15 protein-coding genes are annotated in these 15964 nt (G+C 33.1%); 3 read left to right on the forward strand and 12 right to left on the reverse strand.

Annotated features, from left to right (window positions below):
• The 4 genes from AC0608_RS12100 to AC0608_RS12115 all read right to left on the reverse strand — a co-directional run bounded on the left by AC0608_RS12100 (position 1) and on the right by AC0608_RS12115 (position 2657).
• Positions 1 to 318, reverse strand: a complete 318-nt coding sequence (locus AC0608_RS12100; protein ID WP_417959664.1) for a DNA-directed RNA polymerase subunit omega — start codon at positions 316 to 318, stop codon at positions 1 to 3.
• An 8-nt stretch (positions 319 to 326) separates the two neighbouring features.
• Positions 327 to 1121 carry an outer membrane protein assembly factor BamD gene (locus AC0608_RS12105; RefSeq protein ID WP_417959663.1) on the reverse strand — a complete coding sequence of 265 codons (795 nt, stop codon included), beginning with the start codon at positions 1119 to 1121 and terminating at the stop codon, positions 327 to 329.
• Between the two features lie 128 nt (positions 1122 to 1249).
• Entirely contained in the window at positions 1250 to 2137 is an 888-nt protein-coding gene (gene dapA / locus AC0608_RS12110) for a 4-hydroxy-tetrahydrodipicolinate synthase (protein ID WP_417959661.1), read from the reverse strand.
• A 1-nt stretch (position 2138) separates the two neighbouring features.
• A complete protein-coding gene (locus tag AC0608_RS12115; protein WP_478289226.1) occupies positions 2139 to 2657 on the reverse strand; it encodes a DUF6913 domain-containing protein in 519 nt (172 codons plus the stop codon).
• Positions 2658 to 2704: 47 nt separating this feature from the next.
• Between AC0608_RS12115 and AC0608_RS12120 the strand changes: the two genes are divergently transcribed.
• Entirely contained in the window at positions 2705 to 3514 is an 810-nt protein-coding gene (locus AC0608_RS12120; protein ID WP_478289227.1) for a 5'-nucleotidase C-terminal domain-containing protein, read from the forward strand.
• 177 nt (positions 3515 to 3691) lie between these two features.
• Entirely contained in the window at positions 3692 to 4603 is a 912-nt protein-coding gene (locus AC0608_RS12125) for a bifunctional metallophosphatase/5'-nucleotidase (RefSeq protein ID WP_478289228.1), read from the forward strand.
• Between the two features lie 265 nt (positions 4604 to 4868).
• Here the strand turns inward: AC0608_RS12125 and ligA are convergent, their stop codons facing one another.
• The 6 genes from ligA to rpsF all read right to left on the reverse strand — a co-directional run bounded on the left by ligA (position 4869) and on the right by rpsF (position 12048).
• Complete coding sequence (gene ligA, locus AC0608_RS12130; protein WP_478289229.1) at positions 4869 to 6887, reverse strand: NAD-dependent DNA ligase LigA; 2019 nt, start codon at positions 6885 to 6887, stop codon at positions 4869 to 4871.
• A gap of 73 nt (positions 6888 to 6960) precedes the next feature.
• On the reverse strand, positions 6961 to 7434 hold the full coding sequence (locus tag AC0608_RS12135) for a DUF6495 family protein (RefSeq protein WP_478289230.1): 474 nt from the start codon (positions 7432 to 7434) through the stop codon (positions 6961 to 6963).
• Between the two features lie 108 nt (positions 7435 to 7542).
• On the reverse strand, positions 7543 to 10707 hold the full coding sequence (locus AC0608_RS12140; RefSeq protein ID WP_478289231.1) for a TonB-dependent receptor: 3165 nt from the start codon (positions 10705 to 10707) through the stop codon (positions 7543 to 7545).
• Between the two features lie 94 nt (positions 10708 to 10801).
• Entirely contained in the window at positions 10802 to 11245 is a 444-nt protein-coding gene (gene rplI / locus AC0608_RS12145; RefSeq protein ID WP_417961483.1) for a 50S ribosomal protein L9, read from the reverse strand.
• A 159-nt stretch (positions 11246 to 11404) separates the two neighbouring features.
• Entirely contained in the window at positions 11405 to 11701 is a 297-nt protein-coding gene (gene rpsR, locus AC0608_RS12150) for a 30S ribosomal protein S18 (RefSeq protein WP_007138295.1), read from the reverse strand.
• A gap of 5 nt (positions 11702 to 11706) precedes the next feature.
• Positions 11707 to 12048, reverse strand: coding sequence for a 30S ribosomal protein S6 (rpsF, locus tag AC0608_RS12155; protein ID WP_035671622.1), 342 nt, complete (start codon positions 12046 to 12048; stop codon positions 11707 to 11709).
• 165 nt (positions 12049 to 12213) lie between these two features.
• On the opposite strand from rpsF, the gene AC0608_RS12160 reads away from it, so the two are divergent.
• Positions 12214 to 12909 carry a LytR/AlgR family response regulator transcription factor gene (locus AC0608_RS12160; RefSeq protein ID WP_417961485.1) on the forward strand — a complete coding sequence of 232 codons (696 nt, stop codon included), beginning with the start codon at positions 12214 to 12216 and terminating at the stop codon, positions 12907 to 12909.
• 14 nt (positions 12910 to 12923) lie between these two features.
• Here the strand turns inward: AC0608_RS12160 and priA are convergent, their stop codons facing one another.
• Together priA and AC0608_RS12170 are read right to left on the reverse strand one after the other, a co-directional pair.
• On the reverse strand, positions 12924 to 15374 hold the full coding sequence (priA, locus tag AC0608_RS12165) for a replication restart helicase PriA (protein WP_478289232.1): 2451 nt from the start codon (positions 15372 to 15374) through the stop codon (positions 12924 to 12926).
• A 76-nt stretch (positions 15375 to 15450) separates the two neighbouring features.
• Positions 15451 to 15879 carry a DUF2147 domain-containing protein gene (locus tag AC0608_RS12170; RefSeq protein WP_417990427.1) on the reverse strand — a complete coding sequence of 143 codons (429 nt, stop codon included), beginning with the start codon at positions 15877 to 15879 and terminating at the stop codon, positions 15451 to 15453.
• Positions 15880 to 15964 lie beyond the last annotated feature (85 nt).

Below are 15964 nucleotides of genomic sequence, written 5' to 3' on the forward strand. Positions count from 1 at the left end.
TTATTTATTTGAATCTCTATGGTAAATTTTACCATCCAACCATTCTTGAACCGCTAAAGCATGTGGCTTAGGTAGTTTTTCATAAAATTTTGAAACCTCAATTTGTTCTTTGTTCTCAAAAACTTCCTCAAGACTGTCATTGTAAGTAGCAAATTCTTCTAATTTCTCAGTCAATTCTTTTTTAATCTCAGAATTGATTTGGTTTGCTCTTTTAGCCATAATGGTTATCGCTTCATACACATTACCAGTAGGTTCTTCAATCACATTTTTGTTGTATGTAATTGTATTTACTGGAGCAATCGTCTTTTTTAAATCCATGGCGTTATTTATTTAGTAAATTTTTGTAAATCTTTATTTATTCTAGCTAACATTTCGTTTGCTACTTTTTTGTATTTAGTTTCGGCATTAAATTTTATCAAATTCGACTGTGCTACCTTTGCTACATTTAATCGATCTTCCATTTTTGAAGGAATACTATTAATAGCCAATTGATAGGCTGAATCTAACTTGTAATACAATGCATCCTCCTTGAAAGGCGTTCCTGGATAATCCGAAACAAAATTTTCTAAGGCTATAATTGCCGATTTATAATCCGAAATTGTATTGTACCCTTTCGCATTTTCAAAAACCTTTTTCTCTATTTTTTCACTCAGTAATTTTACTGCATTGTTTGCCTCAGATAAATACTCTGAATTTGGATAATTATCAATAAATGACTGTAATTTATCTAATGCTTTTGTAGTATCCGTTTGATCTAAACTATAAACTGGTGATAACATTGAGTAACTTTTTGCGCCCAAATACGCCGCTTCTTGTAATTTTTCACTTTTAGGATATCCGGAAACAAAACTTTCAAATTGATATCCTGCCAAGTAATATTGCTTAGTTTTATAATAAGACTGAGCAAACATATAAAACAATTTTTCAGCTTGAGGTTTTCCTCTGTATGCAGGAGCAATTTGTTCAAAAATACGAATCGCTTTAGAATACTTTCCCGCATCATACAGTCTAGTCGCCATATCAAATTTAATAGCGACATCTTCCGTTTTTAATGCTTTTTGATATTCGTTACAAGAACTAAAAACGACTATAAGAAGTAAAAGAGATATTATTTTTTTCATTTGTTTACTTTTTTTATGATTTCCTGATTGAAACAACCCACGAAATCATACCGAAGTTTCGGTGGCAAATTTAGTTATTAATTTAGCGACTTCAAAATATATTTTTTGTTTAAAAAAAGTCTTTTTATTTAACCTTGTTTATTTACTTTTTTAACAAATTGGTCAATTTTTCCCGCTAATAAATCATCTACTCCCACTAGCGGCAATCGCACTGTGTTTTCTGAAATTCCTAGCGATAGAAACACTTGTTTGATTCCTGCAGGATTACCCTGCTCAAAAATCATATCGATACAATCTGCTAAAAGATACTGCGATTTAAACGCTTCGTCTACTTTACGATTTAATCCCAATCGAATCATTTCTGAAAATTCTTTAGGAAAACCTTGTCCAATTACTGATATAACGCCAGATCCACCTGCTAAAACCATTGGTAAAGCAATCATATCATCACCTGAAATCACAAGAAAATCTTTAGGTTTATTTTTCAATAATTGCATGGCCTGAACGATATCTCCTGCTGCCTCTTTGATGGCAACAACGTTTTCGAAATCGTGTGCCAAACGCAAAACCGTTGAAGGCAACATATTGCTCGCCGTTCTACCAGGAACATTGTATAAAATTACCGGAATTGGCGATGCTTCAGCAACTGCTTTAAAATGTTGGTAAATCCCTTCTTGAGTTGGTTTATTGTAATACGGTGAAACAGAAAGTATCGCTGTAAATGCTGACAAATCTCTTGTTTTTAATTCTTCAACCACTTTTAAGGTATTATTCCCTCCTACTCCAAGCACTAATGGCAAAGCGCCATTATTCGCTTCGATTACAGTACGAATAACCAATTCTTTTTCGTCCGGAGACAAGGTTGCATTTTCTGCAGTTGTACCCAATACTACCAGATATTCAATTCCTCCATCAATAGAAAAATGTACAATTCTTTTTAAAGCATCGGTATCAATTGAAAAATCTTGTTTGAATGGGGTTACAAGAGCAACACCGGTTCCTATTAATGATTGCATATTATATTTTGTTTAATAATTTTAAATATTTAAATAATTCACTTACAAAAACACTGTAACTATTGACTTCCGTTTTAATCATGAAATGATTTAATCTTTTGTCAATAGTTGAAAAGCCCACTTTGAAGTTTGCTTTTGAATGATGCGTAATTTGCATTAAAATTGCTTTTTCGATATCATAATAACTGATTAGTAAATCAAACTTTTGATTGATAAAATCATGTACTGCTGGAGACGAAATTTGTCCATTCCAGTTAAGATGCCCTGCATTAAAAGTAGGATATGTATCTTTATTACCTTTCTTTAGTTTTCCGTTGTAAACAATGGTTTTTATGCTTTCAGGAACAATTCCAAATGAAGACAATTCTTTAATCAACAATTCGATCTTAACAAAATCAGTAGCATCAACCACTAATCCAACGGTATGTATGGCAGCTGTAGAAGCATTACTTTTTAAATTTTGCAAACTGTTTTTTAATGTTTTTTTTACAAAAAAATTCTTTATATAATTTAAAAACATATTACTTTTACTTGATTACAAAATTAATTAATTAAGTCGCATTTAAAATGGTAAAACTAAAAAAGTATAACGACGTTTCTAAACTTTTTGTTATATTCTTAACATTTTTATTTGTTGTTTCATGCAGCAAACAAAATTATTACGTTACTAAAATTGAAGGAAAGCGAATTCCAGTAACGGAAAAGGAAAATCAAGCTCTTAATTCCGGTCCACAAAGTGGACAAGCTCAACAAATTGAAAATTTCATAAAACCATACCGAGAACATATCAACAACGACTTAGACAGCATTCTTGCCTATAGTCCACAAACATTAGATAAAAGCACCGGTAAATGGCAAACTACTATTGGTAATTTAATGGCTGATGTGACTTTAATGCGAGGCAATGTTGTGTTTAAAGCCCGGAAAAAAAAGAGTATTGACATTTGCCTGCTCAACAGTGGCGGGATTCGTTCTATACTCCCGAAAGGGAATGTAACCGCCAGGACCGCTTTTGAAATTATGCCTTTTGAAAACAGCTTGGTTGTTATCGCTTTAAAAGGGGAACAAATTCTTGAAATGGTAACCTTTTTTATTGCCGAAAAGAAATCCCATCCTCTTGCTGGAATTACATTTACAATTAACAAAAATAATGTTGCCAAAAATATTTTAGTACAAGGAAAACCCCTTGAAAAAGAGACCATTTATTATGTTGGAACCAATGATTATTTATCCAATGGTGGAGATAACATGAATTTCTTTAAAAAAGGCATTCAGAAATTTGATTTAGACTATAAGTTGAGAAATATCCTAATTGACTATTTCAAAGAAGTAGATACAATTCCCGTGATAAATGACATTCGAATTACGGTTGAATAAAAAATAAATGTTCCATAGTGCGACACAAGGCTCCGCTTTAAACAAGTATAGAATAACACTGTTAAGATATGGCTTTAGCCCTGATGGTCGAATTGCTTTCGCAATTGCCTTTGTATTTTTTCTTTAAAAGCATAAATATATCGCAAACAGCAGGAAATAGCTCCAAAAAAAAATAAAATGAAAAGAAGAGAATTTATAGAGAAAACAGCTGCAGGTTCAGCTTTACTGGGTTTAGGAATATCATTAAGCAGCTTCGAATCCTCAAAAGCCAGACAGCTGACAGTTTTACATACGAATGATGTACACAGTTATATTGATCCATTTCCGGCTGATCATCCCAGAAATGCTAATATGGGTGGTGTAGCCCGCAGGGCCGCATTGATTGAAACGATTCGAAAAGAAAATCCAAATGTTCTGTTATTAGATGCGGGCGATATTTTTCAGGGAACTCCTTATTTTAACTATTATGGCGGAGAATTAGAATTCAAATTGATGAGCATGATGCAATACGATGCTGCTACCATAGGGAATCATGATTTTGATAATGCGGTTGAAGGTTTGCATGCACAAATGCCACACGCCAACTTTGAGTTTTTATCCGCTAACTACGATTTTAAAAATACCGTGATGGATGGTTTTGTAAAACCATATAAAATATTCAACAAGAATGGGATTAAGGTTGGTGTTTTTGGACTCGGGATTGAGCTTGCCGGTTTAGTCGATAAAGGAATGTATAAGGAGACTGTTTACAACGATCCGGTTGAGACCGCACAAGAAATGGTACGAATTTTAAAGAAAGAACAGCAGTGTGATTTAGTGATTTGCCTATCCCATTTAGGGTATAAATACAAAGATGAGCCTACTAAAATATGTGATTTAAAATTAGCCGAACTCACACAGGATATTGACTTGATTATTGGCGGACATACCCATACTTTTTTAGACAAACCTACTGTTACAAAAAACCGTATTGGCAAAGAAGTTTTAGTAAATCAAGTAGGTTGTTATGGTATAAATCTGGGGAGAATTGATTTTTATTTGGATAACAATAAAGCAAAAGCTTTTGAAGGGAAATCGATTATAGTGTAATTATAATCGATTTCCCTTCAAAATTTAACCATTTACACACTAATTATTTTTTGAACAAAACCGATCATTACTTTATTTAGTGTTTACTTTCATGTCTGGATTTAAACTTTGGGCATCAATCCCAAATTTATAAAACAGACTAACTTACTATAAATAAGACTAATCGTTTAATAACAAAAAAAAAACACTATAAAAACACCCCTACAAGAATTTCAATCGTTACATCAAAAAACAGACAACGCATATTCTGACACAAAGTATATCTTTAATCAGTCTCTGTAGTAGAAGTATGAATTAAATTGATAAAATCATCTTCAGAAATTATCGAAATGTTGAGTTTATTTGCTTTATCAAGTTTAGCCGGCCCCATATTATCGCCAGCTACAACATAATCCGTCTTTGCTGAAATAGAATTCCCCACTTTTCCCCCATTATCTTCAATTGCTTTTTTCAAATCGTCTCTAGAGAATTTCTCAAACACACCTGAGACCACAAAAGTTTTTCCTATAAGTTTATCTGTAGCATTGGGATTTATTTTTTCAACAATTTCAAATTGTATTCCATATTTTTTAAGCCTTTCCAGAATGCCTCTATTTTCTTTGTTTTCAAAAAAATCAAGTACACTTTGTGCGATTCGATCTCCAATTTCGTCTACCAAAATTAAATCCATCAAAGTCGCCTGGCCCAAGGCATCAATGTTTTTATAATGTTTAGCCAATTTCTTCGCTACTGTTTCTCCTACAAAGCGAATTCCGAGTGCAAATAAAACGCGTTCGAAAGGAATATTTTTAGAATGAGCCACTCCATTTACTAAATTCTCAGCCGATTTTTGTGCCATTCGCTCCAAGGGTAAAATCTGGTCAACAGTCAATTCATACAAATCGGCATAATTATGAACTAATCCATTATTAAAAAGTAAGGCTACCGTTTCTCCGCCAAGACCTTCAATATCCATGGCTTTTCTAGAAATAAAATGCTGAATTCTTCCAATGATCTGCGGTGGACATCCATAAAAATTTGGACAATAATGATTCGCTTCTCCTTCTGATCTGACCAGTTCTGTATTGCATTCCGGACAATGGCTAATGTATTTTGTAGATTCTGAGACATCGGCTCGTTTTGTTAAATCGACCGCTATAATTTTGGGAATAATTTCTCCTCCTTTTTCCACAAAAACAGTATCTCCTACACGAATATCTAACTTTTCTATTTGATCAGCATTGTGCAATGAAGCCCTTTTTACAATGGTTCCAGCTAACTGAACGGGGTCAAGATTCGCTACAGGAGTTATAGAACCGGTTCGTCCTACCTGATACGAAATAGAATTTAATTTTGTTGAAACTTGTTCTGATTTGAATTTATAAGCGATGGCCCAACGAGGTGATTTGGCGGTAAAACCCAATTCCTCTTGATACTGAAAAGAATTTACTTTAACCACAATACCATCCGTTTCATAAGGAAGAGTATGCCTGTGACTATCCCAATAATCAATAAATTCGAAAACCTCAGTTAAATTACTGGCTAATTTTGCTTCTTTAGGAACTTTAAAACCCCAGTTTCTCGCGGATTCTAATCCTTCAAACTGCGATTTGAAAGGAAGAGTATTTCCAATTAAAAAATACAACAAACAATCCAAAGGTCTTTTTGCTACTTCGGCACTATCTTGCAATTTTAGACTTCCTGAAGCGGTATTTCTGGGATTAGAATAGGGAGTTTCTCCAATTTCTATTAGTTCCTGATTCATTTTTTCGAATCCGGCAAAAGGCAAAATTATTTCACCGCGAACGTCAAATGTATCTGGGAAATTTCCTTTTAACTTAAGCGGAATTGATTTTATGGTTTTGATATTATTAGTCACATCATCTCCCTGAAAACCATCGCCACGCGTAACGGCTCGTTTCAGTTTTCCATTTTCATACGTAATACTAATTGAGGCACCATCATATTTTAATTCACAGGTATATTCTAGCGGGACATCGCCTAAGACCTTCTGAACGCGTTTTTTCCAATCAATTAATTCTTCTTTGGAATAGGAATTATCCAAAGAGTACATTCTATATCTATGCGGAACGGTTTGGAAGTTTTTTGTTATTGTTCCACCTACTCGTTGCGAAGGTGAGTTCTCATCAAAATATTCCGGATACTGACTTTCAAGCTCTTGTAGTTTTTTTAATTTCAAATCAAAGTCATAATCAGAAATAATTGCATTATCTAACACATAGTAATTATAGTTGTGCTGATTTAATTCCTCCCTTAATTTTTGAATTGTATTCTGAATATCCATAGAAAATAAATTGGCTATTTTAGTTTTGAAAAAGTGTACTAAAATAACCAATTAAAAATAAATAGCAATACAATTAAGATGCCATAATAGTATTTATTTGCTGGTACAATAGACCATCACTCAAAAACGAACCTTGTTGTATTAATTCAAAAATTGAAGTATTGCGTTCTTCTGAAAACCCTTTTTTACCCACTTTCATTTCAATAGTATCCGTAAACATATTATCGCTAAGCCATTGCAAGCCTTCTTTGGTCAAGAAATCAGTCTCTGGAACTAAAGATTTCAAGACTATTGATTGGACGTGAGTATCAAAACAATGAAAAAGAAAAATATGATTTTTAGAAAAATGTTCTAAGTACGTTGCTTTTGAAAGTACTCCTTCCCATACCAAATCAGAAAAAACATCTAATTCTTGTTCGGCAACTTCTGGTTTTTCTGCTTTTATTTTATCCCACTCGGCTTTATCGATGGTCTGCGTTGCTAAAAAAGTACTGAATTCCTGATTCAATTCCTCAAATTGTTCTTTTGTTAATCTTGAGTATTTCATTATTGCGTTTTAATATTTGACTTTTATTTTTAGCTATTCTTGATTTTATAAAACAAAAAAAACCCTCTCAAACGAGAGGGCAAATTTAATCTATATTTTTATCTTTTTTTAGAAAATATATCTAATTCCAAACTGCGCCTGCCATCTTGATAATAAACTTGCGTCATAGTTGAAGGTTTTGGTTTGAGTACCGTTAAAAGTATAGGTTGGTATTTTTGTAGTTTGATCAACAGATACACCAATTGGTTGAACACTTGTTGGCACTTGAACCAATCCCCAATCAGAATTAATCAAATTACCTAAGTTCAATACATCAATACTAAATTGAATTGTATTCGTTTTAATAGAAGCGGATGAAATTTTAAAGTTATAATCTTGCATTATTTTAAAATCCCATTTTCCTCTCCATGGCGAAAGCGCTCCATAACGAGCTGCGTACTGACCTCTTCTATCACTCAAATAGTTATCCTGCTTGATAAAGGCATCAAATGCGGCACCTTGACTAACTCCACCAGTAAATACCATTGTACTTATTTCGGCTGAAGTTGGTATATAAATTAAATCATTACCCGTTGCCCCATCATTGTTAATATCTCCTCCATACGTATAATTAAAACGGCCTCCTTGCGCGTATTCAAAGAAAGTCGATACAGTAGTAGCCCATTTATCATTAGTACCATACTTCCATTTTTTTGAAGCTACGCCTATAAAACGGTGCGTATCGCCATACTTAGAATCAGATAAAACTGCATCATTCACATTCCCCAAAGCCGGATTAAAAGCAAAAGCATCACCCGTAATTTCTGCTTCAATAGAATTAACATCCTGTGACTTTAAATAGTTATAGGCTAAACTTGCAAACAATCCATTGTCAAAAGTCTTTTGTACTTTGATAGAAGAGTTGAATGCACTTCCTTTATTGGTATTAGTCAATACATATCCATTAGTTCGCGCTGGAAAACCATAATCAGTCCAAGTACCATAATCTGCACTACCATATATTGCTCTATTATCAGCTCCTGTCAATTGACTTGTTGGTCGTTTTAATCCCCAATTTTGTATATGAACCCCATTTAAATCTTTATTATAAGACATGTCTATCGTTACAATATAATCATTTTCAAATTTATGATCAAATCCTAAACTAGTTCTCCATACCTGTGGAAATTTAAAATCTTCGTCTACTACTTGATAGAAAAATGGATCTATACCACCTACTTGATTTCCAATCCACACAAAAGGAAGTTTACCGGTGAAAATTCCAGTACCTCCACGCAACTGTTGTTTTTTATCTCCATTAATATCCCAATTGAAACCAACTCTTGGCGACCAAAGTAAATTATTATTGGGTAATTTAGTTGAATCAAAATTCTTTACACTACCATCAGCTGGATTATAATAATCAATATTTGGCAAATATCCTTCTGAATTATCTGTGTCAATAAATTTTTGAGCCAATTCAGATGTATTGAAATACAATGGCTTATCAGCTCTTAATCCATAAATTAATTTAAAATTATCACTGATATTCCATTCATCCTGAACGTAAAAAGCTAATTGTCCTACTGTCGTTTCTGCTAAATTCCAACCCCCATCAACACCATCTTTCAATGCATTTTTTGTGTCGAAAGTTGTCTGTGCGTTTTTTATTGCAGTACTGTAATACCCATTTGCAATATTCGCATCAAAGCCTGCCATATTTGTACTTCCAAAAACATCAAAACCATACCCTTTTAAGTTAAATGAATTTTTGAAAATGAACTTTTCGAATGAGAAACCTAGTGTATAGGTATGGTTTCCTCTGACAATATTCAAATTATCAGTAATTTGAATTACTTTTTGATCTAATTTATTATTGATAGAGAAAGGCTCATGACCTGCAATAATGTAAGGAGAACCATCTTTAGTAATTGTAATTACAGGCGCAGGAGCAGAAAATGGATTTCTAAAATCATTAAAATGAGTATAACCCGCTTGTAATTTATTAGAAACCGTCTCACTAAATTTAGAATTTAATTCTACTAAAAAAGAGCTAATCTGATTGTTAATTTGGTATCCTGAATTTTCAAATTGCAACGTATTTGCATCAATTCCTCTACGAATAATAGCGGTAGGATGTGCAGGCTTATCTTTCGAAGCATCTAAAAAATTATAAATAACAGCTAATTTATGATTGTCATTAATATTCCAATCCAATTTTACAATTCCTTTACTTGAATTAGAATTGTGTGTAAATCCTTGATAAGCACCTGTATTGTACCCTAGCTTACCTAACTCAGTTGATACATGCATTAAATCAGTTGCTAAAACTCTGGATTCATTCACTCCAGTTGTTCCATTTCCATCATTAGCAACAAAATTTGATCCTGAATCGCTTCTTTTATCAATTTCAAAATTGGTAAAGAAAAATAATTTGTTTTTAACAATTGGACCACCAAGACTAAAACCGGTTTGTGTTTGCTCCAATGAGGGTACAAATATTTTTTCTCCTTTAATTTTATTACCTGTCATATCCTGATTTCTATAAAAACTATAAGCAGTTCCATGGAATTCGTTTGACCCTGATTTAGTTACTGCATTTACAGAAGCTCCAGTAAAACCCGATAATGTTACATCATAAGGAGCAGTGGCTACTTGAATTTGCTCAATTGCATCCAGTGAAATAGGCTGAGAGCCAGTTTGTCCACCCGGAGTTGCAGCATCTAATCCAAAAGGATTGTTAAAAACTGCACCATTAAGTGAATAACTGTTGTATTGATCGTTTCTACCTCCAAAAGAACCTCCACTTGCTGTTGGTTCTAAACGGGTAAAATCATCAGCTGATCTTGAAATAGAGGGCAATGCTGATAATTCTCTTCGACCAATCGTAGTTTCTGCACCGGTTCTTCCACTTTGAAAAACTCTATTTTTAGAACCAACTACTTTTACTTCCTCCAGTTTCTGACTTTCATCTTTTAAGACAACATCTAAACTAAATACTTTACCTAAATCAAGGTAAACATCATTGTATTCCTCACTTCTATATCCTACATAGGATACGACAATTTTATAAGGACCACCAATTCTCATATTCAACATGCTGATTCTTCCATCTGCATTAGATAGCGCAGAATACTTAGAACCTGTTGGAACATGTGTTGCCTGAACCGTCGCTCCAGGAAGCGTCTCATTGTCAGAACCTCGCACAATCCCTTTGATGCTAGAAGTTGTAGTTTGCCCAATGACAGCGCTGAAACTACATAAAATTAATAATAAAGTAATGATTTTTTTCATTTGTGTAAATGTGTTATTTTGGGTGCAAAATTAAACAAAAAAAAATCACTCCTAAGAGTGATTTTAATAATTTATTAACAATATGTTAACAAATTTATGCTTTTTCAGCAACAATTTCATAATCTAATTCAATTATTACATCTCTGTGCAAACGAACGTTGGCAGTATATTTACCAGTACGTTTAACAATTCCGCTTGTAATGAATTTTCTATCAATTTGTTGTCCACCTTTAGCTAAAGCTTCAGCGATATCAATATTCGTGATTGAACCGAATAATTTTTCACCACCTGCTTTTGCAAAGATTTTAATTTCGATAGCTTTCAAAGCTTCAGCCAATGTTTTTGCATCATTAACTACTTTAGCTTCTTTATGAGCTCTTTGTTTTAGGTTTTCAGCTAATACTTTCTTTGCAGAAGATGTTGCTAAATGAGCGTGTCCTTGTGGGATTAGAAAATTACGTCCGTATCCGTTTTTTACAGAAACGATATCATCTTTAAATCCTAAATTTTGAACGTCTTGTCTTAAAATAAGTTCCATGTTGTTGTCCTTTTTTATAGAAGTTAGGTTTCGTAAATTTTAATGTCACTTTTTTAAGTACCATTAATCATTGCTTTTTTTATTCATGTTTGTTTACTACAAACGCTTTTATTGATAGCAATTTCATGTTTCAGAAAACCAACAACTGTTAATTTTATATTATTTTAGTAAATCAGCCACATATGGCATTAATGCTAAGTGACGCGCTCTTTTTACAGCAACAGACACTTTTCTTTGGTACTTCAATGAAGTTCCTGTTAAACGACGAGGAAGTATTTTTCCTTGCTCATTAACAAATTTCAATAAGAAATCAGCATCTTTATAATCAATATATTTGATACCTGATTTTTTGAAACGACAATACTTTTTAGTTTTGTTTGTTTCTATGTTCAAAGGCGTAAGATATCTGATATCTCCGTCTTTTTTTCCTGAAGCCGATTGTTGTAGTGTAGCCATGATAATTAAGCTTTTGTAGATTTTAATTTAGTTCTTCTTCTTTCAGCCCAAGAAATAGCGTGTTTGTCAAGACTTACAGTCAAGAAACGCATTACTCTTTCATCACGTCTAAATTCAGTTTCAAAAGCAATAAGGACTTCTCCAGCTACTTTGAATTCGAATAAGTGATAAAAACCACTTTTTTTGTTTTGAATTTCGTAAGCCATTTTTTTTAGGCCCCAGTCTTCTTTCGATACCATCTCTGCACCTCTACTAGTAAGAAAATCTTCAAATTTGCTTACTGTTTCCTTTACCTGAACTTCAGATAAAACGGGATTTAAAATGAAAACAGTTTCATAATGATTCATAAATATATATTTATATGTTATTTTGGGTGCAAAAGTAATCAATAATTCTTAGTAAGCAAGTCATATTTCATTTTATTCGATGTATGGTAAAAAAACTTAGCTCCGTTAATTTTCTTCTAATAAAAAAGTAGTATGTTTACATAGCCAAATCTAAAGTACAATATTATGAAACTAAACTGTGTGGTTGTGGATGATAGTTCAATCCAAAGAATGATTATCGCCAAGTTAGTTAATAATCATCAAAATTTACACCTAATTGGTGATTTTTCAAATGCAATTGAAGCAAGAAGCTGTATGTCTATACATAACGTCGATTTGATCTTTCTTGATATCGAGATGCCAGTGATAAGTGGTTTTGATTTTTTAGATGGTTTAAAGATAAAGCCTCAAATCATTTTCATTACCTCAAAAGCTGAATATGCCATGAAAGCTTTTGATTATGATGCTACAGATTACCTTCAAAAACCAATTGCTATCGATCGATTCAATGCTTCTGTCAAAAGAGCCCTCGATTTTCATTTACTGAAAAAAGATAACAAAGAAGAAGAAGGAGAGCACATTTTCATTAAAAGCAATTTAAAGAAATTAAAAATCTTTACCTCTAAAATAAAATGGATTGAAGCTTTTGGAGATTATGTTCGTGTTGTTACAGAAGAGGATAGCAATTTAGTGCTGTCTACAATGAAATCTTTTGAAAATGATCTATCAAAAGAAAAATTCATCAGGGTACATAAATCTTATATCATCAATATTGACAAAGTAGAACGATTTAATAGTAAATATGCTGAAATTGGGATGACGAAAATCCCTTTGAGCCGACATAAAAAAGAAGACCTCGTTCGCGCACTTTCATTTTCGTAAACAAATACCTTTTGTTAATAAAAATCTACATTTATCGTGACTTTTATCGCTCTGTACTGAGCAACAGCTTCAAAACTATTTAGTATTTTCTGAATAGTTTTTTTTGTATTTCCAATAGACACATTTTGAGGTATTTTAATGATAATTGTTCTAATGTATTCATTTCGAATTCTACTAATTGCAGGCTCTTCAGGCCCTAAAACCGGCATACTCAAGTTTTGACTCATTACTTGATACAACCACATTGAACCTTCCTTTAATTTATCAAAATCGCGTTGTTTCAGCGTTAGCTTAATGATTCTAAAATAAGGCGGGTATTTATAGATCTGTCGGTCATACAATTGTTCTTTATACATACCTGTGTAATTATTATTGGTAACCTGTTGTATTGTATTGTGATTGGGATTATAAGTTTGTATAATCACTTTTCCTTGTTTTTCTGAACGTCCCGCTCTACCGGCAACTTGAGTCATCATCTGGAAACTTCTTTCGAAGGCTCTAAAATCAGGATGATACAACATATTATCGGCATTCATAATACCTACTAAACTCACGTTATCAAAATCCAATCCTTTGGCCAGCATTTGAGTTCCGACTAATATATCCATTTCTCTGTTCTTAAAACTATCAATTATTTTTTCGAAACCAAATTTACCTCTAGTAGTGTCCTGATCCATTCTTGCTATTTTTGAATTTGGAAAAATAGCAATCAATTCTTGCTCTATCTGCTCGGTTCCAAAGCCTTTTGTAGTCAAATCTATACTTGAACACGAATGACAATGCGTAGGCTTGGCCATACTGTACCCACAGTAATGACACCGCAACTGATTTTTGTTCTTGTGATACGTCAAACTAACATCACATTGCTGGCAATGTGGCACATGACCACAAGTGAGGCATTCAATTATAGGAGAATATCCTCTTCTATTTTGAAATAAAATTATTTGCTCTCCTAATGACAATGCATTCGTTATTTCTTCAATTAAAACATCGCTGAAATGTCCCGTCATTTTTTTGCGGAAGTATTTATCTTTGAGGTCTACTAATTCAATAAGCGGCATCATTACATTTCCAAAACGTTTTGAAATTTCGACTAAGCCAAACTTGTCCGATTTAGCATTGAAATAGGTTTCTATACTGGGAGTAGCAGAACCCAATACCACTTTTGCTTTGTGCCAATGGGCCAAAACTATTGCAGCATCGCGCGCATGATACCGTGGCGCTGGATCTGCCTGCTTGAAGGTTTGTTCATGCTCCTCATCTATAATAATAAACCCTAAAGTTTTAAAAGGTAAGAACAAAGCTGACCTCGCTCCTATTACGACTTGCGCTTTCTCCGAGTTAAACAATACTTGATTCCAAACCTCTATACGTTCATTATTGTTATATTTTGAATGAAAAACAGCAACTTTATTTCCGAAATAAGCTCTCAGTCTTCCCACTAACTGGGTTGTCAAAGCAATTTCGGGCAATAAATACAATATTTGTTTTCCAGTTTCCAGATATTCTTCAATCAGTTTAATATAAATCTCCGTTTTCCCACTGGAAGTTACACCATGTAATAAACAAACTTCTTTTTGAAGGAAACTCTTCTTAATTTCCTCAACAGCTGTTTGTTGATCCGCACTTAACTGTAATTCGTCTTCCCTTATTTTTCCATTGAAATTTATTCTGTCTTCCTGTAGAAAATAATCTTCAAATATTTCTTTTTCAATCAAGGCCTTTACAATTGCCGAAGAAGAATTCGCTTGCTCCACTAGTTTTTTTACGGTAATGGGTTTGTTTTCTGTTGCGCTTAATTGAAAATAACGCATAACGATTTCCTTTTGTTTATTGGCACTTTTCAAGATCTCCAATAACTCACTTAAACCTTGATTGGATTCGTATTTAGCATGTAAACGGACATAACGCACTAACTTGGGTTTGTAGCTTTCCTGAATTTCTTCCTGAAGCACTAAAATATTCTTATCAATGAGTTTTTGAATAACAGGAAAGATATTTTTCTTGTTTAAAATAGCAATGATATCTTGCACTTTTAGAGAATTCTGCTGTTGTAACGCTTCGTAAACCAGGAATTCATCATCCGAGAGAAGACTTACATCAACATATGAATCGGTTTTTTGAGAAATAAGAGTTTCACTTTCCAGTAAAAGTGCACTTGGCATGGCGCCACGATACACATCCCCAATAGCACACATGTAATAGGAAGCAATCCATTGCCAATGCGCAATTTGGATTTCGGTTACAATGGGTTTTTCATCCAAAATTTGATGAATTTCCTTTGCATCGTATAACTCAGGTTTGTTTTGATGGATTTCAATAACTAATGCCGTATACATTTTACTTTTACCAAAAGGAACTGCAACCCGCATTCCTTTTTTAATATACCCAAACTCCGCTTCAGAGACGCTGTAGGTAAAAGTTTTAGCTAGAGCAAGTGGTAAAATTACTTCTACAAAATACATTTATAATCAATTATGAATGATGAACTTAAGTGATGTCTTGAATCTTTATTTTGAACTCATAACTCACAATCTATTATTATTTAACTCTATTCCAAGTTTGGGTTCTCCCAAATAATGATAGGCCAATATATCCTCGAACCTTCAATTTATCAACCCCATCTAAAGCCAGAAAGCATTTGTATAATTTACCCGAAGTTGGATCCAGAATCTTTCCTGAATTGTATTCTTTCCCATCTTTTTTAAGTCCTTTAATAACTACAAGCCCTATAACCGGTTTGTTTTTTTCTTCACCGGAACAATTGGTACATAAACTTTTTTTCTTGTCAACATCTAAAATATCGATGATTTTTCCATAAATTTTGCCTGAGCGTTCGTAGATTTCAACAATTGATTTGGCTTTGCCTGATTGATCATCAATGGTTTTCCATTTTCCAATAACGCTATGACTTTGACCATAGAAAGCCATCGAAATAAATAATGCCAAAATTGTAATCGTATTTTTCATATTTTTCTTTTTTTAAAATAAATATAGCTCTACAATTCTTGTTTTAATAAGAGTTGTATGGGATACCATTCTTAGTAAATACCTG

This window comes from Flavobacterium sp. GNP008, assembly GCF_056428965.1.

Bases quoted from the DNA above. Each gene is read 5' to 3' on its own strand.
- AC0608_RS12100 (WP_417959664.1), bottom strand. From the start codon at position 318: ATGGATTTAAAAAAGACGATTGCTCCAGTAAATACAATTACATACAAC.
- AC0608_RS12105 (WP_417959663.1), bottom strand. From the start codon at position 1,121: ATGAAAAAAATAATATCTCTTTTACTTCTTATAGTCGTTTTTAGTTCT.
- dapA (WP_417959661.1), bottom strand. From the start codon at position 2,137: ATGCAATCATTAATAGGAACCGGTGTTGCTCTTGTAACCCCATTCAAA.
- AC0608_RS12115 (WP_478289226.1), bottom strand. From the start codon at position 2,657: ATGTTTTTAAATTATATAAAGAATTTTTTTGTAAAAAAAACATTAAAA.
- AC0608_RS12120 (WP_478289227.1), top strand. From the start codon at position 2,705: ATGGTAAAACTAAAAAAGTATAACGACGTTTCTAAACTTTTTGTTATA.
- AC0608_RS12125 (WP_478289228.1), top strand. From the start codon at position 3,692: ATGAAAAGAAGAGAATTTATAGAGAAAACAGCTGCAGGTTCAGCTTTA.
- ligA (WP_478289229.1), bottom strand. From the start codon at position 6,887: ATGGATATTCAGAATACAATTCAAAAATTAAGGGAGGAATTAAATCAG.
- AC0608_RS12135 (WP_478289230.1), bottom strand. From the start codon at position 7,434: ATGAAATACTCAAGATTAACAAAAGAACAATTTGAGGAATTGAATCAG.
- AC0608_RS12140 (WP_478289231.1), bottom strand. From the start codon at position 10,707: ATGAAAAAAATCATTACTTTATTATTAATTTTATGTAGTTTCAGCGCT.
- rplI (WP_417961483.1), bottom strand. From the start codon at position 11,245: ATGGAACTTATTTTAAGACAAGACGTTCAAAATTTAGGATTTAAAGAT.
- rpsR (WP_007138295.1), bottom strand. From the start codon at position 11,701: ATGGCTACACTACAACAATCGGCTTCAGGAAAAAAAGACGGAGATATC.
- rpsF (WP_035671622.1), bottom strand. From the start codon at position 12,048: ATGAATCATTATGAAACTGTTTTCATTTTAAATCCCGTTTTATCTGAA.
- AC0608_RS12160 (WP_417961485.1), top strand. From the start codon at position 12,214: ATGAAACTAAACTGTGTGGTTGTGGATGATAGTTCAATCCAAAGAATG.
- priA (WP_478289232.1), bottom strand. From the start codon at position 15,374: ATGTATTTTGTAGAAGTAATTTTACCACTTGCTCTAGCTAAAACTTTT.
- AC0608_RS12170 (WP_417990427.1), bottom strand. From the start codon at position 15,879: ATGAAAAATACGATTACAATTTTGGCATTATTTATTTCGATGGCTTTC.